The sequence below is a fragment of the Tatumella terrea genome, from assembly GCF_039523755.1.
GTDB classification, from domain to species: Bacteria; Pseudomonadota; Gammaproteobacteria; order Enterobacterales; family Enterobacteriaceae; genus Tatumella; species Tatumella terrea.
The window spans coordinates 179475-203413 of the sequence record NZ_BAAAFX010000014.1 but is presented as its reverse complement, the minus strand read 5'-3'; the positions used below and the strand labels follow the sequence as shown (position 1 = coordinate 203413).

General features: G+C 53.7%; 23 protein-coding genes. 18 read left to right on the top strand and 5 right to left on the bottom strand.

Annotation, left to right across the window (positions count from 1 at the left end; all coding sequences use genetic code 11):
- Nucleotides 1-216 precede the first annotated feature (216 nt).
- Together purL and glnB are read left to right on the top strand one after the other, a co-directional pair.
- The gene (gene purL, locus ABD035_RS11415) at nucleotides 217-4107 is read left to right on the top strand and encodes a phosphoribosylformylglycinamidine synthase (protein WP_343870271.1); all 3891 of its coding nucleotides are present in this window, start codon (nucleotides 217-219) and stop codon (nucleotides 4105-4107) included.
- A gap of 473 nt (nucleotides 4108-4580) precedes the next feature.
- On the top strand, nucleotides 4581-4919 hold the full coding sequence (gene glnB / locus ABD035_RS11410; RefSeq protein ID WP_025903699.1) for a nitrogen regulatory protein P-II: 339 nt from the start codon (nucleotides 4581-4583) through the stop codon (nucleotides 4917-4919).
- 39 nt (nucleotides 4920-4958) lie between these two features.
- Here the strand turns inward: glnB and hmpA are convergent, their stop codons facing one another.
- On the bottom strand, nucleotides 4959-6146 hold the full coding sequence (gene hmpA / locus ABD035_RS11405; protein WP_343870268.1) for an NO-inducible flavohemoprotein: 1188 nt from the start codon (nucleotides 6144-6146) through the stop codon (nucleotides 4959-4961).
- Between the two features lie 326 nt (nucleotides 6147-6472).
- On the opposite strand from hmpA, the gene glyA reads away from it, so the two are divergent.
- Nucleotides 6473-7726 carry a serine hydroxymethyltransferase gene (glyA, locus tag ABD035_RS11400; RefSeq protein WP_025903696.1) on the top strand — a complete coding sequence of 418 codons (1254 nt, stop codon included), beginning with the start codon at nucleotides 6473-6475 and terminating at the stop codon, nucleotides 7724-7726.
- A 561-nt stretch (nucleotides 7727-8287) separates the two neighbouring features.
- Here glyA and suhB read toward each other — a convergent pair.
- Entirely contained in the window at nucleotides 8288-9091 is an 804-nt protein-coding gene (gene suhB, locus ABD035_RS11395) for an inositol-1-monophosphatase (RefSeq protein ID WP_212713256.1), read from the bottom strand.
- 120 nt (nucleotides 9092-9211) lie between these two features.
- Between suhB and trmJ the strand changes: the two genes are divergently transcribed.
- From trmJ to ABD035_RS11340, 11 genes are all read left to right on the top strand, one after another.
- Complete coding sequence (trmJ, locus tag ABD035_RS11390) at nucleotides 9212-9949, top strand: tRNA (cytosine(32)/uridine(32)-2'-O)-methyltransferase TrmJ (protein ID WP_343870265.1); 738 nt, start codon at nucleotides 9212-9214, stop codon at nucleotides 9947-9949.
- 154 nt (nucleotides 9950-10103) lie between these two features.
- Nucleotides 10104-10604: a Fe-S cluster assembly transcriptional regulator IscR gene (gene iscR, locus ABD035_RS11385; RefSeq protein WP_212713258.1), complete on the top strand. Its 501-nt coding sequence runs from the start codon at nucleotides 10104-10106 to the stop codon at nucleotides 10602-10604.
- A gap of 86 nt (nucleotides 10605-10690) precedes the next feature.
- Nucleotides 10691-11905: an IscS subfamily cysteine desulfurase gene (locus tag ABD035_RS11380; protein WP_212713259.1), complete on the top strand. Its 1215-nt coding sequence runs from the start codon at nucleotides 10691-10693 to the stop codon at nucleotides 11903-11905.
- A 22-nt stretch (nucleotides 11906-11927) separates the two neighbouring features.
- Entirely contained in the window at nucleotides 11928-12314 is a 387-nt protein-coding gene (gene iscU, locus ABD035_RS11375) for a Fe-S cluster assembly scaffold IscU (protein WP_212713260.1), read from the top strand.
- 13 nt (nucleotides 12315-12327) lie between these two features.
- The gene (gene iscA / locus ABD035_RS11370; RefSeq protein WP_212713261.1) at nucleotides 12328-12651 is read left to right on the top strand and encodes an iron-sulfur cluster assembly protein IscA; all 324 of its coding nucleotides are present in this window, start codon (nucleotides 12328-12330) and stop codon (nucleotides 12649-12651) included.
- A 77-nt stretch (nucleotides 12652-12728) separates the two neighbouring features.
- The gene (hscB, locus tag ABD035_RS11365; protein WP_343870261.1) at nucleotides 12729-13244 is read left to right on the top strand and encodes a co-chaperone HscB; all 516 of its coding nucleotides are present in this window, start codon (nucleotides 12729-12731) and stop codon (nucleotides 13242-13244) included.
- Nucleotides 13245-13258: 14 nt separating this feature from the next.
- The gene (gene hscA, locus ABD035_RS11360; RefSeq protein ID WP_343870259.1) at nucleotides 13259-15109 is read left to right on the top strand and encodes a Fe-S protein assembly chaperone HscA; all 1851 of its coding nucleotides are present in this window, start codon (nucleotides 13259-13261) and stop codon (nucleotides 15107-15109) included.
- 2 nt (nucleotides 15110-15111) lie between these two features.
- Nucleotides 15112-15447 (top strand): ISC system 2Fe-2S type ferredoxin, encoded by a 336-nt coding sequence (gene fdx / locus ABD035_RS11355; RefSeq protein WP_025903687.1) that lies wholly within the window; start codon nucleotides 15112-15114, stop codon nucleotides 15445-15447.
- Between the two features lie 51 nt (nucleotides 15448-15498).
- Nucleotides 15499-15699, top strand: a complete 201-nt coding sequence (gene iscX, locus ABD035_RS11350) for a Fe-S cluster assembly protein IscX (protein WP_025903686.1) — start codon at nucleotides 15499-15501, stop codon at nucleotides 15697-15699.
- 18 nt (nucleotides 15700-15717) lie between these two features.
- Nucleotides 15718-17004, top strand: coding sequence for an aminopeptidase PepB (gene pepB, locus ABD035_RS11345; RefSeq protein ID WP_343870256.1), 1287 nt, complete (start codon nucleotides 15718-15720; stop codon nucleotides 17002-17004).
- A gap of 62 nt (nucleotides 17005-17066) precedes the next feature.
- On the top strand, nucleotides 17067-17813 hold the full coding sequence (locus ABD035_RS11340) for an enhanced serine sensitivity protein SseB C-terminal domain-containing protein (RefSeq protein WP_343870254.1): 747 nt from the start codon (nucleotides 17067-17069) through the stop codon (nucleotides 17811-17813).
- A gap of 97 nt (nucleotides 17814-17910) precedes the next feature.
- Here the strand turns inward: ABD035_RS11340 and ABD035_RS11335 are convergent, their stop codons facing one another.
- The 3 genes from ABD035_RS11335 to sseA form a co-directional block, all read right to left on the bottom strand.
- Nucleotides 17911-18111, bottom strand: a complete 201-nt coding sequence (locus ABD035_RS11335; RefSeq protein WP_343870252.1) for a DUF1737 domain-containing protein — start codon at nucleotides 18109-18111, stop codon at nucleotides 17911-17913.
- A gap of 172 nt (nucleotides 18112-18283) precedes the next feature.
- On the bottom strand, nucleotides 18284-19033 hold the full coding sequence (locus tag ABD035_RS11330; RefSeq protein ID WP_212713267.1) for an SDR family oxidoreductase: 750 nt from the start codon (nucleotides 19031-19033) through the stop codon (nucleotides 18284-18286).
- A gap of 68 nt (nucleotides 19034-19101) precedes the next feature.
- Complete coding sequence (sseA, locus tag ABD035_RS11325; protein ID WP_343870249.1) at nucleotides 19102-19944, bottom strand: 3-mercaptopyruvate sulfurtransferase; 843 nt, start codon at nucleotides 19942-19944, stop codon at nucleotides 19102-19104.
- Between the two features lie 323 nt (nucleotides 19945-20267).
- Between sseA and ndk the strand changes: the two genes are divergently transcribed.
- The 4 genes from ndk (at nucleotide 20268) to rodZ (ending at nucleotide 23917) form a co-directional block, all read left to right on the top strand.
- On the top strand, nucleotides 20268-20699 hold the full coding sequence (gene ndk, locus ABD035_RS11320; RefSeq protein ID WP_029684669.1) for a nucleoside-diphosphate kinase: 432 nt from the start codon (nucleotides 20268-20270) through the stop codon (nucleotides 20697-20699).
- Between the two features lie 185 nt (nucleotides 20700-20884).
- Entirely contained in the window at nucleotides 20885-22060 is a 1176-nt protein-coding gene (gene rlmN, locus ABD035_RS11315) for a dual-specificity RNA methyltransferase RlmN (protein WP_212713269.1), read from the top strand.
- Between the two features lie 77 nt (nucleotides 22061-22137).
- Nucleotides 22138-22875 carry a type IV pilus biogenesis/stability protein PilW gene (pilW, locus tag ABD035_RS11310; RefSeq protein WP_343870244.1) on the top strand — a complete coding sequence of 246 codons (738 nt, stop codon included), beginning with the start codon at nucleotides 22138-22140 and terminating at the stop codon, nucleotides 22873-22875.
- On the top strand, nucleotides 22865-23917 hold the full coding sequence (gene rodZ / locus ABD035_RS11305; RefSeq protein WP_343870242.1) for a cytoskeleton protein RodZ: 1053 nt from the start codon (nucleotides 22865-22867) through the stop codon (nucleotides 23915-23917). Before pilW ends, rodZ begins: the two co-directional genes overlap by 11 nt.
- Nucleotides 23918-23939 lie beyond the last annotated feature (22 nt).

Here is a 23939-nt window from a genome sequence, read left to right as displayed (position 1 = left end):
AGGGTAAACTCCCCGGAGCGAGGTGCATTCTGAGCAACAAAACGACAAAGAGCAACTTTTATAGCAAGAAATGTTTGTTTTTTGACCGCAGGATTATCCGCAGAAAATCAACGCAAACGGTTTCGTAACAGAGGGTTATTCTTTATAATGGCGTCCGTTTTCCCCTGTTGCGCCCAATGAAGCGTCGTCCGGCGTTTCGAAGACGAGAGATCTTTAATGATGGAAATTTTGCGTGGCTCGCCCGCTCTGTCGGCATTTCGTATTAACAAACTCCTGAACAGTTTCAGAAATGCTCACCTGCCCGTCAGCGATATTTATGCTGAATATGTACATTTTGCCGATGTCAGTTCCCCCCTGAGTGATGATGAAAAAAACCGTCTTCAACGTCTTCTTAAATACGGCCCCTCACTGGCGGAGCATGAACCTGCCGGACGCTTATTACTGGTGACTCCTCGTCCCGGGACGATTTCTCCCTGGTCTTCTAAAGCCACGGATATTGCCCATAACTGTGAACTGGCGAAAGTCATCCGTCTGGAAAGAGGGCTGGCGTTCTATATTCAGGCTGAGACTATTTCAGAGGCTCAATGGGCTGAATTGTCCGCGTTATTACATGACCGGATGATGGAAACGGTTTATACCTCACTGACTCAGGCGCAGCAGTTATTTGTTCAGCAAACGCCTCAGCCGGTAAAAGCGGTCGATATCCTTGGTAAAGGTCGTCAGGCTTTGGAAGAAGCGAACGCGTCTCTCGGCCTGGCTCTGGCAGAGGACGAAATTGACTACCTGCTGGCTGCGTTTACCGGACTGGGACGCAATCCTAACGATATCGAACTCTATATGTTTGCTCAGGCTAACTCTGAGCACTGCCGGCATAAAATTTTCAATGCCGACTGGATCATCGATGGTGTTCAACAGCCGAAATCGCTGTTTAAGATGATCAAAAATACCTTTGAGAAAAACCCTGAGCACGTGCTGTCGGCCTATAAAGATAATGCCGCCGTGATGGAAGGCTCGAAGGTTGGCCGTTTTTATGCGGACGATAAGCAGGGGATTTACGATTTCCACCAGGAAGATGCCCATATCCTGATGAAAGTCGAAACGCATAACCACCCGACGGCGATTTCTCCGTGGCCGGGGGCCGCGACCGGATCCGGGGGTGAAATCCGTGATGAAGGCGCGACCGGACGAGGTGCTAAACCTAAAGCCGGTCTCAGCGGTTTCTCTGTCTCTAACCTGCGTATTCCGGGCTTTGAACAGCCGTGGGAGCAGGATTTCGGTAAACCGGATCGTATCGTGACCGCACTGGAGATCATGACCGATGGTCCGTTGGGCGGAGCGGCATTTAACAATGAATTTGGTCGTCCGGCGCTGAACGGATACTTCCGTACTTATGAAGCGCGGGTGACCAGCCATAACGGTGAAGAACTGCGTGGTTACCATAAGCCGGTCATGCTGGCCGGAGGGATCGGTAACATCCGTGGTGATCATGTGCAGAAAGGTGAGATCAGCATCGGCGCTAAACTGATCGTGCTGGGCGGTCCGGCGATGAATATCGGTCTGGGCGGTGGAGCGGCGTCATCGATGGCTTCCGGTCAGTCCGATGCCGATCTGGATTTTGCCTCTGTTCAGCGTGACAACCCGGAAATGGAGCGTCGCTGTCAGGAAGTGATCGACCGCTGCTGGCAGCTGGGCGAACAGAACCCGATCCTGTTTATCCATGATGTCGGTGCAGGGGGGCTGTCCAACGCGATGCCGGAACTGGTCAGTGACGGTGGACGTGGCGGGCGTTTCAATCTGCGTGACATCCTGAACGATGAACCCGGCATGAGCCCGCTGGAAGTCTGGTGTAATGAGTCGCAGGAACGTTATGTTTTAGCGGTGTCGCCGGACAAACTGCCGTTGTTTGAGCAGTTATGTCAGCGTGAACGCGCACCTTATGCGGTGATCGGTGAAGCGACCGAAGAACTGCATCTGACCCTGAATGACACACACTTCGATAATCAGCCTATCGATATGCCGCTGGATGTGCTGCTCGGCAAAACCCCGAAAATGACGCGGGACGTCGAGACAAAACAGGTCTGCGGGACGGCGTTAAACCGTGATGACATATCACTGGCCGAGGCGGTTAAACGCGTTATGCATCTGCCGGGCGTCGCAGAAAAGACCTTCCTTATTACTATCGGTGACCGTTCCGTCACCGGGATGGTGGCACGCGACCAGATGGTCGGACCGTGGCAGGTTCCTGTTGCGAACTGTGCCGTTACGACGGCCAGCCTGGACAGCTATCATGGCGAAGCCTTTGCCATGGGTGAGCGTGCGCCTGTCGCTCTGCTCGATTTTGCCGCCTCCGCCCGGCTGGCCGTCGGTGAAGCTCTGACGAACCTGGCCGCCACCGATATTGGTTCTCTGAGCCGCATCAAGCTGTCCGCAAACTGGATGTCCGCCGCCGGACACCCGGGCGAAGATGCCGGGTTATATGCGGCGGTAAAAGCCGTCGGTGAAGAACTGTGTCCGGCATTGGGTCTGACGATTCCGGTCGGGAAAGATTCGATGTCGATGAAAACCCGCTGGCAGCAGGATAATCAGCCGCGAGAGATGACATCACCGTTATCGCTTGTGATCACTGCCTTTGCGCGTGTCGAAGATGTTCGTCACACCGTGACACCTCAGTTACAGCCCGGCACAGATAACCTGCTGATGCTGGTGGATCTGGGGGCGGGTGCCAATACCCTGGGGGCAACAGCGCTGGCACAGGTTTACAGCCAGCTCGGAGACAAACCGGCAGACGTTCGCAATGCACAACAGCTGGCCGGTTTCTTCAACGCCATCCAGCAACTGGTTTCTGAGCAGAAATTACTGGCTTATCATGACCGCTCTGACGGCGGGCTGCTGGTAACACTGGCTGAAATGGCCTTCGCAGGTCACTGCGGTTTGCGTGTGGATGTGGCCTCACTGGGGCAGGATGTACTGGCATCATTGTTTACCGAAGAACTGGGCGCCGTTATCCAGGTGAAAGCGGAAGATAAACAGGCCATTAGCGATATTTTTGCCCGTCATGGTCTGGCAGATTGCCTGCATGTTCTCGGTGCCGCTGAGCCGGGTGATGAGTTTGTCATCAATGCCGGTCAGCAGGTGATTTATCAGGAGAAGCGTTCGACACTGCGTCGCTGGTGGGCGGAAACCACCTGGCAGATGCAGCGGTTACGTGATAACCCGGACTGTGCCGATGAAGAACATCAGTCAAAACTGGATAATAACGACCCGGGGCTGAATGTCAGCCTGACGTTCAACCCGGCAGAGGATATCGCTGCGCCGATGATAGCGACCGGCGTCAGACCGAAGCTGGCCGTACTGCGCGAGCAGGGGGTCAACTCACATGTGGAAATGGCAGCCGCCTTCCACCGTGCCGGTTTTGAAGCGGTGGATGTGCATATGAGCGATCTGCTGGCCGGACGTCAGTCTCTGGACGATTTCCATCTGCTGTCGGCCTGTGGTGGTTTCTCTTACGGGGATGTCTTAGGGGCCGGGGAAGGCTGGGCAAAATCGATCCTGTTTAATCCGCGGGTCCGTGACACCTTCGGGCAATTCTTTAACCGCAGCGGGACACTGGCACTCGGCGTCTGTAATGGGTGTCAGATGATGTCGAATCTGCGTGAACTGATCCCGGGCAGCGACCTGTGGCCGAGATTTGTCCGTAACCAGTCAGAGCGTTTTGAAGGTCGTTTCAGCCTGACCGAAGTGGCCGAAAGCCCGTCACTGCTGTTATCCGGCATGGCAGGCTCCCGGATGCCGATCGCGGTGTCACACGGCGAAGGCTTTGCTGAATTCTCAGGACAGGCACAACTGGATGCGCTGCAGGCGGCCGGCCTGGTGGCACTGCGTTATGTGGATAACTATGGTCAACCGACCGAAACCTATCCGGCAAACCCGAATGGTTCCCCGCAAGGGATCACGGCAGTCACCAATACCAGCGGCCGTGTCACGATTATGATGCCGCACCCTGAGCGTGTATTCCGTACCGTCAGTAACTCCTGGCATCCTCAGGAGTGGGGCGAGGACAGCCCGTGGATGCGTATTTTCCGTAATGCCCGTCAGCAGTTAGGCTGATACCGGCGACACCGTCTTAAAAGCGCCCTGCGGGGCGCTTTTTTACTGGCAGGGCCTCAGGATATCCGGGCGGGTGCGCGGCAGGTTGTGATACCGCATCCGGTCTGTACAGCAGGAGTCGGTTGAACGCGATTATCCGATGACAGAGGAGCTGCGCGGAATTTCCCCCGGCAGAGGATCTTCCGGTTAAAGAGTGCCATGATTAAAACGATGCGGAAACTTACCCTGAAGGCCGTTACCGGCATTCGGTCTGTGGACCGGGGACGGCCGCGTGAGCCAGACGAACCGTGCTTATGGCAGCGGAAAGCGCCCGGTGCCGCCAGTACGGATCCCGGATGCCGGAGAGAAACTGGACGCGGACGATTTTACAAGGTAAGTTGCACGCGTTTATTTTTTACCGGACACACCGGTGAGCGCACTAACCTCCGGGAAATGACCCTGGCGTCACAGATGAAAGCGAAAAAGGTTCAGCTATGAAAAAAATTGATGCGATTATTAAACCCTTCAAACTGGATGATGTCCGTGAAGCGCTGGCAGAAGTCGGCATCACCGGCATGACAGTGACAGAAGTGAAGGGCTTTGGGCGTCAGAAGGGACATACCGAGTTATACCGTGGCGCAGAATATATGGTCGATTTTCTGCCGAAGGTAAAAATTGAATTAGTGATTGCCGACGATATCGTCGATACCTGTGTGGAAACGATTATGCGTACCGCACAGACCGGTAAAATCGGTGATGGTAAGATTTTTGTGTTCGACGTGGCACGGGTAGTACGTATCCGTACCGGTGAAGAAGACGAAGAAGCTATCTGATCCCTCGGGCCACCGCAACAGAGTGGCCCGCTGAACAGCTCAGAGATCCTGATGCGGGCCAAACAGTTCATAATGAATATGCGACTGACTGACGCCGGCTTCGGTTAACTGATGGATGACAGACTGCATAAACCCTGTCGGACCACAGACAAAATAGTGGCACTGCGGGTTATCGAGCGCGCTACCTGCCTGTGTAATATTGATCAGACCTGAACGGTAACGGCTGTCTGCCAGTGCACCGTCGGGCTGTTTATACCAGATGACCTCACGGAAAGACTCCAGCGTCGCGCCCAGTTGAGTGACTTCTTCACCGAATGCATGTTCTGCACGATTGTGTGCGGCATGCCACCAGTTAACCCGCGCCGGATACTGGTGTTTCGCCAGCGCATGCAGCATGGCCAGCAACGGTGTCTGTCCGGACCCCGCAGAAATGAGAGTGATCGGTGCCGGAAACAGCGAACTGTCCAGCTGGAAATCGCCGGACGGTGCCGAAAGTGACACCCGGTCACCGCATTTTGCCTGACGATGTAACCATTCTGAGACCTGTCCTTGCGGCTGGCGACGGACGGCGATGCGATAGCTCTTACCGTCCGGGTTTCGGGTCAGTGAATACTGCCGGATCTGGCGGTGGGTAAATCCTTCCGGTTTAAGATACAGCGCGACAAATTGCCCGGCGGTAAACTCTGAAACGGGCTGCCCGTCTGCCGGGGTCAGTACGAAACTCTTAATCACCTCGCTTTCCTGCTTAATCTCACTGATGACAAAATCGCGGGTTCCGCGCCAGCCGCCGGACAGCTGTTCATGCTGTGCGTAAATCTGCTCTTCACGGTTGATAAAGATATCTGCCAGGACACCGTAGGCTTTCGCCCAGGCCGCCAGAACCTCGTTGCCAGGATCCAGCAGCTCCCGGATCGTACCCAGTAAATGTTCCCCGACAATGGCATATTGTTCCGGCTGAATCGACAGACTGACATGTTTTTGGGCAATTTTTTCGACGGCAGGGAGCAGGGCTTCCGGGGTATCCAGATGACTGCCGTAAGCGCAAAGTGCTTTAAACAAGGCTTCCGGCTGACGGCCGCTGGCCTGGTTGCTCATATTGAAGATATCTTTCAGTTCCGGGTTATGGCTCAGCATACGCTGATAGAAATGCTGTGTGACCGCCGGGCCGGCGGCCGCGATGGCGGGGAGGGTTTCTCTGACCAGTGCAATAGTTTTCGCATCAAGCATGGGGTGTTCCTTCGCGGGGTTGTAATAACATGTATTTAAAATACATGTTATTACCCGTTACCCGTAAAGTAAACAGGGGTATTTGTTTTTTATCGTTATTCCTTCCTGCAATATGAAATAAATCGTGGTCGCAGATGAAAAAATATCAGTTAAAAAAGCACTTTCATTTCAGCAGGTAACCCGCATGCTGTCGGTGTGCCAATCGTTTGCGTAAAAAGAGTGTATTCCGGCTACCGTCCTCCCGGAAAAGAGTTTACACTGTGGGCCGTTACCCGCCGATGGGTGTTAAATTGCCGTTTTTAAGTTAGCTGAGTCAGGAGATGCGGATGTTAAAGCGAGAGATGAACATAGCCGATTATGATGCCCCACTGTGGGAGGCGATGGAGCAGGAGAAAGTGCGTCAGGAAGAGCACATTGAATTAATTGCTTCAGAAAACTACACCAGCCCACGCGTAATGCAGGCTCAGGGTTCACAGCTAACCAACAAATACGCAGAAGGGTATCCTGGTAAGCGTTATTACGGCGGATGTGAATACGTCGATATCGTAGAGCAGTTAGCGATCGATCGTGCTAAAGAGCTGTTTGGTGCAGATTACGCTAACGTTCAGCCACACAGTGGCTCACAGGCTAACTTTGCTGTTTACACCGCACTGCTGCAGCCGGGTGATACCATTCTGGGGATGAACCTGGCGCACGGTGGTCACCTGACACACGGCTCTCCGGTAAACCTGTCCGGTAAACTCTATAACGTTGTCCCTTACGGTATCGATGACAGCGGCAAGATAGACTATGAAGAGCTGGCTGAACTGGCCAAAACGCATAAGCCTAAAATGATTGTCGGCGGTTTCTCTGCGTATTCCGGTGTCTGTGACTGGGCAAAAATGCGCGAAATTGCAGACAGCATTGGTGCATGGCTGTTTGTCGATATGGCTCACGTCGCGGGCCTGGTGGCTGCGGATGTTTATCCGAACCCGGTGCCTCATGCACATATCGTCACCACCACTACCCATAAAACCCTGGCAGGCCCGCGTGGCGGACTGATCCTGGCGAAAGGCGGTGATGAAGATCTGTATAAGAAACTGAACTCAGCAGTGTTCCCTGGTGGTCAGGGTGGCCCTCTGATGCATGTGATCGCGGGTAAAGCGGTCGCGCTGAAAGAAGCGATGGAGCCGGAATTTAAAGCCTATCAGCAGCAGGTCGCTGTTAATGCGAAAGCGATGGTCGAAGTCCTGCTGGCCCGAGGCTACAACATCGTTTCCGGTGGCACTCACAACCACCTGTTCCTGCTGGACCTGGTCGACAAAAATCTGACCGGTAAAGAGGCCGATGCAGCGCTGGGCCGTGCCAACATCACGGTTAACAAAAACAGCGTTCCTAACGATCCGAAGAGCCCGTTTGTCACTTCCGGTATTCGTATCGGTACCCCTTCAGTGACCCGTCGTGGTTTCAACGAAGCGGACGTGCGTGAACTGGCTGGCTGGATTGCTGATATTCTGGACAATATCAACGATGAAGCCACTATCGAGCGCGTGAAAGGTAAAGTGCTGGAAATCTGTGCCCGTCTGCCGGTTTATGCCTGAGACGACTAACGCCGGTCTGACCGGCGTCTGAACAGAGAAAGGCGGCCTGAGGTCGCCTTTCTGCTTCCATACCGCCGTATTCAGTGAAGCATGATGGCGTTGTCTCTGCCAATCCTGCCTGCCATATACCTGCACTGACGCCGGTATCTCAGAATATCCTGATGATCCGACCCTCTGCTATCTCCGACGACACACTCTTGTGAAGTGACGCCTGTCCATTGTATTCCGCTGACTTTCCTGCAGAATGCTGAAATAACAGAGCGGTTTTACTGTGATCGGTCACCGGTTATTCCTGCACGCCTTGGGTGGAAATTCAGGGGCGCCGCATTGCAGGCATTTTGTCTGCCGGCTTTTTTGTCTGAGTGTGACTCGGGTGATTGTCACCGCGGTACAGGGGAGAGGGACTCTGTCAGGGACGAAAACCCGGGGATAAGGAATGCCTGAGGCAGTAAAGGAATAACCCGGCGGGGAGGCCGATGCCTGTAAAAAATGCAATAGCTGAAGAGCACTGCGGAAATCTGACGGAATACTCCCCGGGCGCGGCGGCCCGGGGAGGGGAGCTTAGCGTTTTAACGCTTCGCTTAATTCATCACGCATAGAAGCCAGGATTGCGCGAACAACACGCGGGTTACCGGCGACGATGTTGCCTGATTGCAGGTAACCATGACCGCCGGTAAAGTCGGTGACCAGGCCGCCCGCTTCACGGACCAGCAGTTCGCCGCCAGCAAAATCCCATGGTTTCAGACCGATTTCAAAATAACCATCGGTACGGCCTGCGGCAACATAGGCCAGATCCAGTGCCGCAGAACCGGTACGACGGAAGTCAGCACACTGAGTAAACAGTTTGCTTACGACATTGATAAAAGGCACGGAGTGTTGTTTTGCTTTGAACGGGAAACCGGTCGCCAGAATAGCCCCGTCCAGATCACGCGCAGTGCTGCTGCGTAAACGGTAACCGTTCAGCTGTGCACCCTGACCGCGCGCGGCACTGAACAGTTCATTGCGCATCGGGTCATAGACCACGGCAACTTCGGTACGGCCTTTAATGCGGACGGCGATAGACACGGCAAAGTGAGGGAAGCGTTTGATGAAGTTGGTCGTACCATCCAGTGGATCAATAACCCATTGAACATCCTTGTCTTCGCCAGCCAGCTCACCGCTTTCTTCGGTGATGATGGTGTGCTGAGGGTAAGATTTACGAATTACCTCAATAATCAGGCGTTCCGCGTCACGGTCAACATTGGTGACAAAGTCGTTACTGCCTTTCTGACTGGTTTCAACCGCGTCAGGGGTTTCGTAATTTTTGGCGATTAAATTACCGGCCTTGCGCGCAGCGCGCACGGCAATGTTCAGCATCGGATGCATCAGTTATTCCCACTGGATGTTAAAGAACGAAAAAACGGCTCGAAGTATAGCAGTGTGTTCAGACAATGTCTCTTTTTATGTTAATATCCTCCTATACATTTTTACACTGGCTTCCAATCTATGTTGCAGAATATTCGTATTGTCCTGGTCGAGACTTCTCACACTGGGAATATGGGCTCCGTTGCCCGCGCCATGAAAACCATGGGTCTTTCGAATCTCTATCTGGTCAATCCGTTAATTAAACCGGATTCCCAGGCCATTTCCCTGGCTGCCGGGGCCAGCGATTTGATCGGTAATGCTTCGATTGTGGACTCACTGGATGAAGCCATTGCCGGATGCAGCCTGGTGGTTGGTACCAGTGCGCGCTCCCGTTCATTGCCGTGGCCGATGCTCGATGCCAGGGAGTGTGGTGTAAAAAGCGTGGAAGAAGGTCAGCAGGCTCCGGTGGCACTGGTGTTCGGCCGTGAGCGAGTCGGTCTGACCAACGAAGAATTACAGAAGTGTCATTACCATGTGGCTATTCCGGCCAATCCGGAATACAGCTCGCTGAACCTGGCGATGGCCGTGCAGCTGATTGCCTATGAAGTGCGTATGGCCTGGCTGCAGGCGCAGGAAGCCGCAGAGCCGGCTCCTCAGTATGCGGAATCACCGTATCCGCTGGTGGATGACCTGGAACGTTTCTATGTGCATCTGGAAAAGATGATGCTGAACAGTGGCTTTATTCGTAAGGATCAGCCAGGTCAGGTCATGAGTAAACTGCGTCGTCTGTTTACCCGCGCCCGCCCGGAGCGTGATGAGCTTAATATTCTGCGCGGAATGCTCTCATCCTTCGAAAAAAAGGATAAGGAAAACCAGTGATAGCAAGGGATGCGGCCGGCAGCACACGTTAGGTTAAATACCTGAGTAATTTACCCGGTTAAATAGTTGACCAAATCACTCGGGAATGTCAGACTTATTCTCATGAACTTTATTAACACTCCGGTAACCGGATACTGATCGAGGTCGTGTAACGATGAGACTGACATCCAAAGGGCGTTATGCTGTCACTGCCATGTTGGACGTGGCACTTCATTCCAATGAAGGCCCGGTGCCTTTGGCCGATATTTCTGAACGTCAGGGTATTTCTCTTTCCTACCTTGAGCAGCTATTTTCCCGCCTGCGTAAAAACGGACTGGTCTCCAGTGTCCGCGGGCCAGGCGGGGGTTACTTACTGGGTAAAGAAGCCGGCGAAATCGCTGTCGGTACTGTCATTACTGCGGTTGACGAGTCTGTCGATGCCACTAAATGCCAGGGGAAAGAAGGGTGTCAGGGCGGTGAACGCTGTCTGACGCACGTGCTGTGGCGCGATCTGAGCGACCGCATCAGCGACTTCCTGAATAATATTACTCTGGCTGAACTGGTGAATAACCAGGACATTCTGAAGGTAGCGGACCGTCAAAATAATGATAACCGACGTTTCCGTGATAACCGTATCCCTGAGGCGATTGACGTCAAACTGCGAGCCTACAGCTAATTATAATTAATCTGTGATTGGCCGGCTGATCCTTGACCGTCCGACCATAAATTTTGCATTGAAGTGATGTACGGAGTTTAAGAGCAATGAAATTACCGATTTATCTGGATTACTCTGCGACTACGCCTGCGGATCCACGCGTTGCTGAGAAAATGATGCAGTACCTGACTCTGGATGGGGTTTTTGGTAACCCGGCTTCCCGTTCTCACCGGTTTGGCTGGCAGTCTGAAGAGGCAGTTGATATTGCCCGCAACCAGATTGCTGAGCTGGTGGGCGCTGACCCGCGTGAAATCGTTTTCACCTCAGGTGCCACTGAAGCCGATAACCTGGCTATCAAAGGGGCAGCACAGTTTTATCAGAAGAAAGGTAAGCACATTATTACCTGTAAAACTGAACATAAAGCGGTGCTGGATACCTGTCGTCAGCTGGAAAGGGAAGGGTTTGAAGTGACCTACCTGACGCCTCAGACCAACGGTATTATTGACCTGGCTGCGCTGGAAGCGGCCATGCGTGAAGACACTATTCTGGTGTCAATCATGCATGTGAATAACGAAATTGGCGTGGTTCAGGATATCGCGGCGATCGGCGAAATGTGCCGTGCGCGCGGCATTATCTACCATGTTGATGCCACGCAGAGCGTCGGTAAACTCCCTATTGACCTGAGTCAGCTGAAAGTTGATTTAATGTCTTTCTCCGCGCACAAACTGTACGGACCGAAAGGGATTGGTGCACTTTATGTTCGCCGTAAGCCACGTATTCGTCTGGAAGCTCAGATGCACGGTGGCGGTCATGAGCGTGGTATGCGCTCAGGTACACTGGCCGTGCATCAGATTGTTGGTATGGGTGAAGCCTACCGCATAGCGAAAGAAGAAATGGACAGCGAAATGGCCCGTCTGCGGGTACTTCGTGACCGTCTGTGGAATGGCGTTAAGGATATGGAAGAGGTGTATTTAAACGGTGATCTGGAGAACGGTGCGCCGAATATCCTGAACATCAGCTTTAACTACGTTGAAGGTGAATCACTGATCATGGCCCTGAAAGACCTGGCTGTATCTTCCGGTTCTGCCTGTACCTCAGCCAGTCTGGAACCTTCTTATGTGCTGCGTGCCCTGGGAATGAACGATGAACTGGCTCACAGTTCGATTCGTTTCTCTTTAGGACGTTTTACGACTGAAGAAGAGATCGACTACGCCATTGATCTGGTACGCAAATCTATCGGCCGTCTGCGTGACCTTTCTCCGTTGTGGGAAATGTTTAAAGCGGGTGTGGATTTGAATAGCATTGAATGGGCGCATCACTAATAGTCTTCAGGAGAATAAAAAAATGGCTTACAGCGAAAAAGTAATCGATCACTACGAAAACCCACGTAACGTTGGTTCGTTTGATAATACTGATCCGAACATCGGTAGCGGCATGGTGGGTGCACCTGCCTGTGGCGACGTAATGAAACTGCAGATCAAGGTCAGTGATACCGGGATTATCGAAGATGCCCGTTTCAAAACTTACGGATGTGGTTCAGCTATTGCTTCCAGCTCACTGATCACTGAATGGGTAAAAGGGAAGTCTCTGGATGAAGCGCAGAGCATTTCCAACATGCAGATCGCGGAAGAGCTGGAATTACCGCCAGTCAAAATCCACTGTTCTATCCTGGCTGAAGATGCGATTAAAGCAGCAATTGCTGACTATAAGAGTAAGAAAACCGACAAGTAAGCGAGGGTGAGAGATGGCGATTTCCCTGAGCGATTCAGCGGCAGCCCGCGTCAGTTCTTTTCTGGCGAATCGTGGTTCCGGTTACGGTTTACGGTTAGGTGTCAGAACATCAGGTTGTTCGGGCATGGCTTATGTTCTCGAATTTGTGGACGAACCCCATCCTGAAGATACTGTGTTTGAAGAGAAGGGCGTCAGAGTCGTTGTTGATGGCAAAAGCCTTGTCTACCTCGATGGTACAGAACTGGATTTTGTAAAAGAAGGCCTGAATGAAGGCTTTAAATTCAACAATCCTAATGTGAAAGACGAGTGCGGTTGCGGCGAGAGTTTCAACGTATAATCTCTGTATCATACTCTGAATATCTGCCCCAGCCTGCTGGGGCGTTTTTTTTATTAATTCCACGCTTCGGACCGGTTATGAATTATTTTACCCTGTTTGATTTGCCAGAATCTTTCGAACTTGACACGACAGCGCTGTCTGACAAGTTTCAGTCTCTGCAGCGTCAGTACCATCCTGACAGGTTTGCGACCGCCCCGGAAGCCGAACGGCTGAAGGCCTTGCAGCATGCCGCAACCATCAATCAGGGCTACCAGGCCCTGCGAAAGCCTCTTTCCCGGGCAGAATATCTGTTGTCACTTCATGGGTTCGATATTAATAATGAACAACATACCCTGCGTGATACGGCCTTTCTGATGGAACAGCTCGAACTGCGGGAAGAGCTCGAACGCATTGAGCAGCAGAATAATAGCGATGCACTGACGCCTTATTTCCATCGGCTGGACTCCATGGAAAAGCAACGCAGTCAGCTGATGCGTCAGCAGTTTGCTGATCAGCAGTGGCCGGAAGCGGCAGATACCGTGCGTAAGCTAAGATTTCTCGCTAAACTGCGGGTCGAAGCAGAAAAGCTGGAAGAAAAACTGCTGGATTTTTGAACGGGAAGCTCGTTATGGCGTTATTACAAATCAGTGAACCCGGGTTAAGCGCAGCCCCCCATCAGCGCAGGCTGGCGGCGGGTATTGACCTCGGAACCACCCACTCTCTGGTCGCGACAGTCCGCAGCGGACTGGCAGAAACGTTGCCAGATGACAAAGGCCGGCATCTGTTGCCCTCGGTTGTCCACTACCAGGCAACGCAGACCCGTGTGGGCTGGGATGCCCGCGCTCAGGCAGCCCGTGACCCGCGTCATACCTTCAGTTCAGTCAAACGCCTGATCGGCCGTTCGCTGGCCGATATCCGCCAGCGTTACCCGCATCTGCCATATCTGTTTACTGCCAGTGAAAATGGTTTACCGATGATGGAAACCCCGTCAGGCTTGGTAAATCCTATCCGCGTGTCCGGGGATATTCTTCATGAGCTGGCGAACCGCGCGCGGGAATCGCTGGGCGGTGAACTTGACGGTGTGGTTATCACGGTGCCGGCCTATTTCGATGATGCCCAGCGCCAGGGAACCAAAGATGCGGCCCGGCTGGCCGGATTACATGTTCTGCGCCTGCTGAATGAACCGACCGCGGCGGCGGTGGCCTATGGTCTGGACTCGGGCAAAGAAGGCATTATTGCCGTCTATGACTTAGGCGGCGGCACGTTCGATATTTCCGTCCTGCGTCTGAGCCGGGGCGTGTTTGAAGTGCTCGCGACCGGCGGGGATTCCGCGCTCGGCGGCGATGATTTCGATCAATTGCTGGCGGAGTGGATAAGTCAGCAGGCCGGTATCACTGATGTCAGTGATGCCGGTGTTCAGCGTGAAATCCTTGATGCTGCCACGGCGGCTAAAATTGCGCTGAGTGAAACTGAAACGACGACCGTCCGTGTCGCAGGCTGGCAGGGTGAGGTAACCCGTGAACAGTTTACGGCCCTGATTGCACCGCTGCTGAAAAAGACACTGGTTGCCTGTCGCCGGACCCTGAAAGATGCGGGTGTCAGTGTCGATGAAGTGATGGAAGTGGTGATGGTCGGTGGCTCAACCCGCACGCCAGCTGTACGGCAGAGTGTGGGGGAGTTCTTCGACCGTGAACCTCTGACCTCTATTGACCCGGATCGCGTCGTGGCGCTGGGCGCTGCCATCCAGGCCGACATTCTGGCCGGCAACAAACCCGACAGTGAAATGCTGCTGCTGGATGTGATCCCGCTTTCCCTGGGACTGGAAACCATGGGTGGCCTGACCGAAAAGGTGATCCCGCGCAACACGACTATCCCTGTCGCACGTGCTCAGGAATTTACCACCTTTAAAGACGGGCAGACGGCGATGAGTATCCACGTGGTTCAGGGAGAGCGTGAGCTGGTCAGCGATTGCCGTTCTCTGGCCCGTTTTGCATTACGGGGCATTCCTGCATTACCGGCCGGTGGCGCACATATCCGCGTCACCTTCCAGGTGGATGCTGACGGGTTGCTGAGTGTCACTGCGATGGAAAAATCTACCGGCGTGGAAGCCTCTATTCAGGTTAAACCGTCCTACGGGCTGACTGAAAATGAAATCGCGACCATGATCACCGACTCTATGACCTATGCCCGTGATGATGTGGAAGCCCGTCAGCTGGCAGAGAAAAAAGTCGATGCACTTCGGGTACTGGAAAGTCTTGAAGGTGCACTGAGTGAGGACCAGTCTCTCCTTTCAGAGCAGGAACTGCATTCCATCCGCGAAGCACAGCAGGCACTGCGTGACTCGCTGGAAAATAATAATGAGGCGCAGATTGCTGCCGGAATAAAACATTTGGATCACGTGACTCAGGAGTTTGCGGCACGCCGTATGGATAATTCTATCCGTCGCGCGCTGACCGGACACTCTGTGGATGAGGTTTAAGCATGCCTAAGATTGTAATTTTACCCCATAAAGATCTGCTGCCGGAAGGCGGTGTCTATGATGCCACCCCGGGAGAGACTATCCTGGATGTGGCGCTGCGCAATGGTATTGAAGTCGAACATGCCTGCGAAAAATCCTGCGCCTGTACGACCTGCCACTGTGTGGTCCGTGAAGGATTTGATTCACTGGCAGAAAGCAGCGAAGATGAAGATGATATGCTGGATAAGGCCTGGGGCCTGGAGCCCGACAGCCGCCTGAGCTGTCAGGCGCGTGTGACGGATGAAGACCTGGTGGTTGAATTCCCGCGTTACACCATTAACCACGCACGGGAACATTGATCCCCGCACGGGCCGGAGGATTCCGGCCCGTGTTGTTTCTGAGGAATAATTATGTCACTGAAATGGACCGACAGCCGGCCTATCGGCGAAGCTCTCTACGATCAGTTTCCCGACACTGACCCGAAAACCGTCCGTTTTACCGACTTACATCGCTGGGTCTGTGAGCTTGAGGATTTTGATGATAATCCTGAGGCTTCCAATGAAAAGATCCTCGAAGCAATTTTGCTAATCTGGATGGACGAGTACGAGTAATAATTAAGGAGCGATGTCATGACCACACACACCATGCAAATCCGACTCAGCCAGCAGGCTGCTGATGCCCGCTGGGGAGAAAATGCGACTCTTTCCTGCACCGATCAGGGCATGACCATTCATCTCACCGCCGACGATGCGTTACCGGTGATCCAGCGCGCAGCGCATAAAATTGACGGGCAGGGGATCCGTGCCGTCGAACTGACCGGTGACGGGTGGGATCTGGAACGTTGCTGGGCATTCTGGCAGGGCTTCCGCTCGCCGAAAGGGCAGCGCGATGTGCACTGGCCCGCCCTCAGCGAAGCCGAAAAAACCGAGCTGCAACACCGTCTGAAAGTGGTGGACTGGGTCAGAAACGTCATTAATCTGCCGGCCGAAGACCTGGGGCCTGAAGAACTGGCCAGTGCGGCGATTGATCTGCTGAGTGACCTTGGCGGAGATGCCGTGACCTATCGTATTACGAAAGGTGAAGATCTGCGTGAACAGGGGTATATGGGCCTGCATACGGTCGGACGTGGTTCAAGCCGCCCGCCGGTGTTACTGACCCTGGATTTTAACCCGACCGGGGATGATTCTGCAGCTGTGGACATCTGTCTGGTAGGTAAAGGCATCACATTTGATACCGGGGGTTACAGCCTGAAAGGCAGTACCTTTATGGACTCGATGAAAGCGGATATGGGCGGTGCTGCGACGCTGACCGGCGCGCTGGGGATGGCTATCAGTCGTGGTCTGAACAAACGCGTGAAACTGATCTTATGCTGTGCAGACAACATGGTCAGTGGCGGGGCATTACGTCTGGGGGATATTATCCGTTACCGTAATGGCAAGACGGTCGAGGTCATGAATACTGATGCGGAAGGGCGTCTGGTACTGGCGGATGGTCTTATCGATGCCAGTAAGCTGAAACCGCGTCTGCTGATCGATGCGGCGACCCTGACCGGTGCGGCGAAAACGGCGCTGGGTAATGATTACCATGCGCTGTTCAGCTTTGACGATGCGCTGACCGGTGAGCTGCTGGACAGTGCCGCACGCGAAGGTGAATTGTTCTGGCGTCTGCCGCTGGCTGAGTTCCATCGCCAGCACCTGCCGTCGAATTTTGCTGATCTCAATAACATTGCCAGCCCGTCACATTCTGCCGGTGCCAGCAGTGCAGCGGCCTTCCTTTCTTACTTTGTCGAAGGTTATCAGCACGGCTGGTTACATATCGACTGCTCTGCGACCTATCGTAAAGGGGCTGTCGAACAATGGTCCGCCGGGGCGACCGGGCTGGGCGTGCGTACTCTGGCGAATCTGTTGCTGAAATAACAGCATCAGATTTTTTCGCGAGGCAGGCACAGGCCTGCCTTTATTTTCAGGGCAGGTCAATCATGGAACTCTCCCTCGACGAGCTTTTAGAAAAAGCGGCCACGGGTCCGGCAGACCGGCCGGCCTTCTTCCGGCGACTGATGCAGTCGGATGTCTGGGTTGCCGGTAAACCGGCCCCGGATGCTTCCCTGGTATTCGATCCTGACTACCGTCAGCAGCTTGATGGCACCGCAGTGATCCCTTTTTTTACTACGAAAGCCGCGTTTACAGAAGTGGCGGGCGATGGCCTGACGGCGGTAACGCTGCCCGTGAGTCAGCTGTTCGCGATGACTTCGGGCCATACGCTGTGCCTTAACCCCTTACTGAAAAGCAGCAAAGTCTTTACTGCCACTGAGGTGAGATCTCTGTGCAGAGGGCAGGGGAATGCGCTGGGGGAAATCAGTATTCCGGCCGAGGGGCAGACCCTGTTACTCTCGGCGACAGAAGATCCTCCGTCGGTCCTGACAGACTCTCTGAAACAGCTTTTCAGTCGCTATAAACCGGTGCGCCGGGCATTTATTGCCTGGTGTCGGGAAGATGCGCAGGCAGAGGGTAATTTTCTGATTGGTATTGAGGCCAGCGCGGATCTTGATGAAATTATTCAGGCGGCGGGCCATGTGGCCATGGACACGTTACCGGAAAATGCCCTGATTGATTTCTGTGAGATCAGTGACCCGTCGTCCGGCGTCAGCCACTTTTTTGTCGCCCACATTCCGCCCTTCTACCAGCGACCGCAGGGCAGTTTTCTGCGCGGGGCTGTCCACCATTAGCCCTGCGGCTGATTTATTTCTGTCGTCAGACCGGGCCTTGTTCAGGCCGTCACCGTTGCTGACTCAGCAGTCTCATGGCCCCGTTCTGCGGAGGCCATTATTTCTGCTGGCCGGCGTCCGCCACCAGTGCCTGTGCAGCAATGACACACTTTTTTTCAGGGTCATAGGTCAGTGCGGGTGAACCGTGCAAGACATACCCGGCACTGAGCATTTCAGACACCCGGTGGCAGAAAGAGGCATCGTCAGGACCGGTAATGAGCCGGTAAACCGGCAGGGGAGATTGAGGTTGTGTTTTCATTCAGGGCTCCGTGTAACAATCTCAAAAAAAGGCTCAGGCAGGCAATAGTCAACAGGATGCCCCGTGGAGAAAGTGAGGTGCAGGGGCTGTCAGGCGAATTGCGGTCGCCACTCTTTCTTCCCCGGCACAGTTATCACCCGGGGGGAGAGGAGATAGCCGGCCTTTTGCAGGACTATTTACCGCCCGCCAGGTCAATAAAATTTCCGGTCACGTAGGACGCCGCATCCGAAAGTAACCAGTGGATGGCTTCAGCCACTTCTTCGGGGTGTCCCCCGCGTTTCATCGGTAATGCGGCACTCACTCTGTCCACCCGCCCGGCTTCTCCGCCATCTGCATGCATTTCTGTATAGATAAATCCCGGCCGGACTGCATTTACGCGTACGCCATACGCCGCGACTTCCAGAGATAATCCGCGCGTAAGGCTATCGATAGCGCCTTTGGACGCAGCATAATCAATATATTCACCGGGTGACCCAAGGCGGGAGGCCGCCGAAGAAACATTCACGATAGAACCGCCATTCCCTCCATGCCTGGCTGACATTCTTTTGACAGCTTCTCTGGCACAGATAAAGCTGCCCGAGACATTCACAGAAAAGATTTGCTGCAAACGATCGGCGCGGATATCTTCAATCGATGACTGAGGCAGCAGGATCCCGGCGTTGTTAACCAACCCGGTCAGCGGGCCAAACTCATCGTCCAGACGGTTGAACATCCCGATTATCTGATGCTCATCTGCGAGATCGGCACTAATGGCAATGGCTGTGCCGCCGGCAGAGCGGATCTCAGAGACCACCTCCGCGGCCTGAGTCTCCTTATTACGGTAGTTGATGCAGACCTTATGCCCGTGACGGGCCAGCAGTAATGCCGTTGCCCGGCCGATGCCCCTGGAGGCACCGGTCACCAGGGTAATTTTTTCCTTCACCTATACCTGCCTTTATTTTTGCGGTGGAAAGCTTCGGATGACCGGAGATTTTGAAAATTACTGACCCGTTACCGGACACCAGGTAAATCGTCCCGGCTTCCCCATTCCCCCCAGGAGCCGTCATACAGTGAGGCATCTTTATGGCCGAGCTCTGTGAGTGCAGCAAGCAGGACAACGGCGGTCACTCCGGACCCGCAGGAGGCAATCACCGGCTTCTTCAGGTCAACGCCCGCCGCTTCGAAGACGGATTGCAGATGTACGTTATCCGACAGGCGTCCGTTGCTGACCAGAGTATTCCACGGCACATTCAGGCTGCCCGGGATATGGCCGCGTCTCAGTCCCGGCCGGGGTTCATCCACCTCGGCATTAAAACGTGGCGCAGAACGGGCATCCAGTATCTGTGCTCCGCCTTCATGGCTTACCAGCAGGACATCGTTCAGGCGTTTAATCTGGTCCGGCTGCGGATATGCTTCAAACAGGCCCTCCTTCAGTTCAGGATGGCCCTGCTCTGTGGCGTAACCGTCTGCTTTCCAGGCCTGTAATCCCCCCGCAAGAATAGACACTTCTGCCACGCCAAAATAACGCAGCATCCACCAGGCCCGGGGGGCGGAAAACAGGCTGCCCTCATCGTAAACGACCAGGTGTTTATCGCTGCTGATCCCGAGTTCACGCATTGCAACCGCGAAAGCTTCCGGACGTGGCATCATATGCGGGTAAGGGCTGGTCGGGTCAGATAACGCTTCAATATCAAAAAAAGGCGCTGAGGGCAGATGTTCAGCCAGATACTCCTGCGTAATATTGCGGGTCAGTTCCTGTCCCGGAGGGAGCATACGTGCATCCAGAACCTGAACCTGTGGGTCATGCTGATGTTCGGCCAGCCATTCAGTGGTAACAAAAAGCGTCTGACTCATAGCTTCTCCTGTGAATAAGCGTTTTTTTGAGTGTCGGTGATTTTCAGGGGCATCTCAAGGGCCACTGCGTAAAAAGACGCAGACAGGCGGTGACGACCGGACCTGACGTATCTGCGCCTACAGGCCGGGTTGGTCATCTAATGACCAACCCGGGCGGTCTGCTGACTTTTTTTCAAAAAAAGTGTGATTATCCATAGGCAATGAGCGCTTAGCCCCCTATAATTTGCGCCGTTTCTTCGCCGGAATGGTTAATTCGTACGCTTTTAATAAGAATACCCGACCATTCCACGCGACATACTTTGGAAGTTCAGACTGAGGTCAAAATGACAATCGAACGTACTTTTTCTATCATCAAGCCAAATGCTGTTGCTAAAAACGTGATTGGTGCTATCTACAACCGTTTTGAAAGCGCGGGCTTCAAAATTGTTGGTGCTAAAATGCTGCACCTGACTAAAGAGCAGGCTGAAGGCTTCTACGCAGAACACAAAGGACGTCCTTTCTTTGATGGTCTGGTTGAGTTCATGACTTCAGGCCCGGTTGTTGTTTCAGTTCTGGAAGGTGAAAACGCTATCCAGCGTCACCGTGACCTGATGGGTGCAACTAACCCGGACAACGCACTGGCAGGGACTTTACGTGCCGATTACGCTGACAGCTTTACCGAAAACGCAACTCACGGTTCAGATTCTGCAGAATCTGCGGCACGTGAAATTGCTTACTTCTTCGGTGAAGGTGAAGTCTGCGCACGCACCCGTTAATCTGTCGGTGCGGGGATCCACTGTAAAAATACAGTGACGAAATTGTCATCGAAAGGGGCACCCCCGATGGCATCCCGCAACAGATAATGTACAATGAACACCCCCGCAGAGTTTTCTGCGGGGGTGTTCCTTTTTAACTATCCATTACCGCGCCATAACGTGTAACAACGAGGCCAGAGATTATTATGTCCGAACCTGCAGCTACTCCTGTGTCCGATACCCCCGTAACCGTGACCCCGAAAAACACCAAAATCAACCTGCTGGATCTTAACCGTCAGCAGATGCGTGAATTCTTCCTTGAAATGGGTGAAAAACCGTTCCGTGCCGATCAGGTCATGAAATGGATGTATCACTACTGCAGCGATGATTTCGAGCAAATGACCGATATCAATAAAGTGCTGCGCCAGAAGCTGGCCCGGGTCGCGGAAATCCGTGCACCGGAAGTGGCCGAAGAGATGCGTTCTTCTGACGGGACAATCAAGTGGGCAATCCGTGTGGGTGACCAGTTAGTCGAGACGGTGTATATCCCGGAAGACGACCGCGCGACATTGTGTGTGTCTTCGCAGGTAGGTTGTGCACTGGAATGTAAATTCTGCTCAACCGCGCAGCAGGGCTTTAACCGTAATCTGCGTGTCTCCGAAATTATCGGTCAGGTATGGCGTGCAGCTAAAATTATCGGTGCAGCAAAAGTGACAGGTCAGCGTCCGATTACGAACGTTGTAATGATGGGGATGGGTGAACCCCTGCTGAACCTGACCAATGTCGTGCCGGCGATGGAAATCATGCTGGATGACTTCGGGTTCGGGCTGTCTAAACGCCGCGTAACGTTATCCACATCCGGTGTTGTACCGGCACTCGATAAACTGGGTGACATGATCGATGTTGCGCTGGCCATTTCTCTGCATGCGCCGAACGACGCGCTGCGTGATGACATCGTACCGATCAACAAAAAATATAATATTGAAGCGTTCCTGCAGTCGGTGAAGCGCTACATGACAAAATCGAATGCGAATCAGGGCCGTGTTACCGTGGAATACGTCATGCTGGACCACGTTAATGACAGTACCGATGATGCGCATCAGCTGGCCGAAGTACTGAAAGATACGCCATGCAAGATTAACCTTATTCCCTGGAACCCCTTCCCGGGCGCACCTTATGGCCGCAGTTCGAACAGCCGTGTCGACCGTTTTTCTAAGGTACTGATGGAATACGGCTTTACTACCATCGTGCGTAAAACCCGTGGTGATGATATTGATGCCGCCTGTGGTCAGTTGGCCGGGGATGTGATTGACCGTACCAAACGGACCATGCGTAAAAAAATCGCCGGAGAAGAAATCTCTGTGAAGACGGTTCAGGCTTAAACAAAACCGGCTATCCCTGTTCTGAGCCTTGTGTGACTCTGCTGGTAACATCGCAATTATCAGCAGGGAGAGGCAGGATGTTCAGATATTCAGGGATAATTCCGGGGTTACCGGTGGTATTGTTATTCGCCGCCTGTACTCCGCATCCTGGCCCTGTGGCCGGAGAGATACGTTTACAATTAGGTCTGCAGTATCTGGCGGTGGGCGAATATACTGCAGCCGGACGTAATTTACGGCGTGCGGTCAAGGCATTGCCGGACGATTACCGCCCGATACTGGGACTTGCCCGGTTTTATCAGACTCAGGGCCATGATGCGATGGCCGGAGTCTGCTACACTCGGGCGGAGAAGCTGGCACCTGAAAATGGTTATGTACTTAATAATTACGGTGCGTTTCTCTGTGCTTTAAGGCAGTATGATAAAGCGCAGTCGCGTTTTTTACTGGCAACCCTCTCAACAACAGGGGACAACCGGACTCAGGCGATGCTGTCATCGGGATATTGCTACCTTGATGAAGGGCAACGGACCCGGGCAGCAGAAAAACTGACGACGGTGAGCCGTACCGAACCTGCTGCGGCAGATAAGTTACTGGCAGAAGCGGGGCGCCGCATTGAACGGCAGAAATTTGCGGATGCCGGACTCCTGCTGGACATTTATCACCAGTTTCGTTCTGCCAGTGCAGAAAGCTTATGGTTAAAGATTCTTTACGCCGCGCGACAGAATGACGCCAATGACGTGAAACGTTACGGTGAACAGTTAGCGCGGATCTTTCCACTTTCGATACAGTACCAGCGTTATTTAGCTAATGAATACTGAAGCCAACCAAGAAAAATCAGCAGTTCAGTCCACCGGTGAACGCCTGCGTTTAGCACGTGAAGCGAAAGGACTGAGTCAGCAAAATGTTGCAGAACGTCTGTGCCTGAAACTTTCCACGGTACGCGATATCGAGGAGGATAAGTCTCCGGCCGATTTAGCTGCGACGTTTCTGCGCGGTTATATCCGCTCTTACGCCCGTCTTGTGCATGTACCGGAAGATGAAATTTTACCGATGCTGTCCAAACAGGCTCCTATACGTGCGGCGAAAATTACGCCGATGCATAACATCGCCCTCGGCAGCAGCGGACGCCGGAAAAAACGTGACGGGATGTTAATGACATTTACCGTGCTGGTGATCGTTGTGGTTATCGGGCTGACGGTCGCCTGGTGGTGGCAGAATCATAAAGCTTCACAGGCCGATCTCAATGCTATGACCAGCACCACGGCGGGCAGCGGTAATGAACAATCGATTCCGTTATCCGATGGCAATGATGATGCCTCTGCCGGCGGAAATGCGATCCCGCTGGATACCGGTAATACGGTGCCAGCCGCGACGGACAATAATACAGCACCTGTAGCGACCGGCAGCGCGACGGCAGCCGATAGCGCTGCACCAGCGTCTGCTGATGGCACCGGCAGTGCGGCTCAGCCTGCGACTGCGACACCGTCTCAGACAGCCCCGGCGGGCACGGCGGCGACTCAGCCAGCGACCCCGGCGGTACAGAATTCTGCAGAAACCCAGGCACCTGCCACGCCAGCGGCCTCTCCGGTCGCAACCGACGCGACGGTGGCCACTACCGATGCACTGGCCATGACTTTCCGTGGCGATTGCTGGCTGGAAGTGACAGATGCGCAGGGTAAAAAATTATTCAGCGGATTACAGCATAAGGGCAGTCAGCTGAATCTTAATGGTAAACCCCCTTACCGTGTGAAAATCGGTGCGCCTGCGGTGGTCTCTGTACAGTTCCGTGGTCAGCCCGTTGATTTGAGTCGTTTTGTTCGTACTAACCAGGTCGCTCGCCTGACGATTGGCGCGCATTAATACGCCATCCCGGGGACTTGTG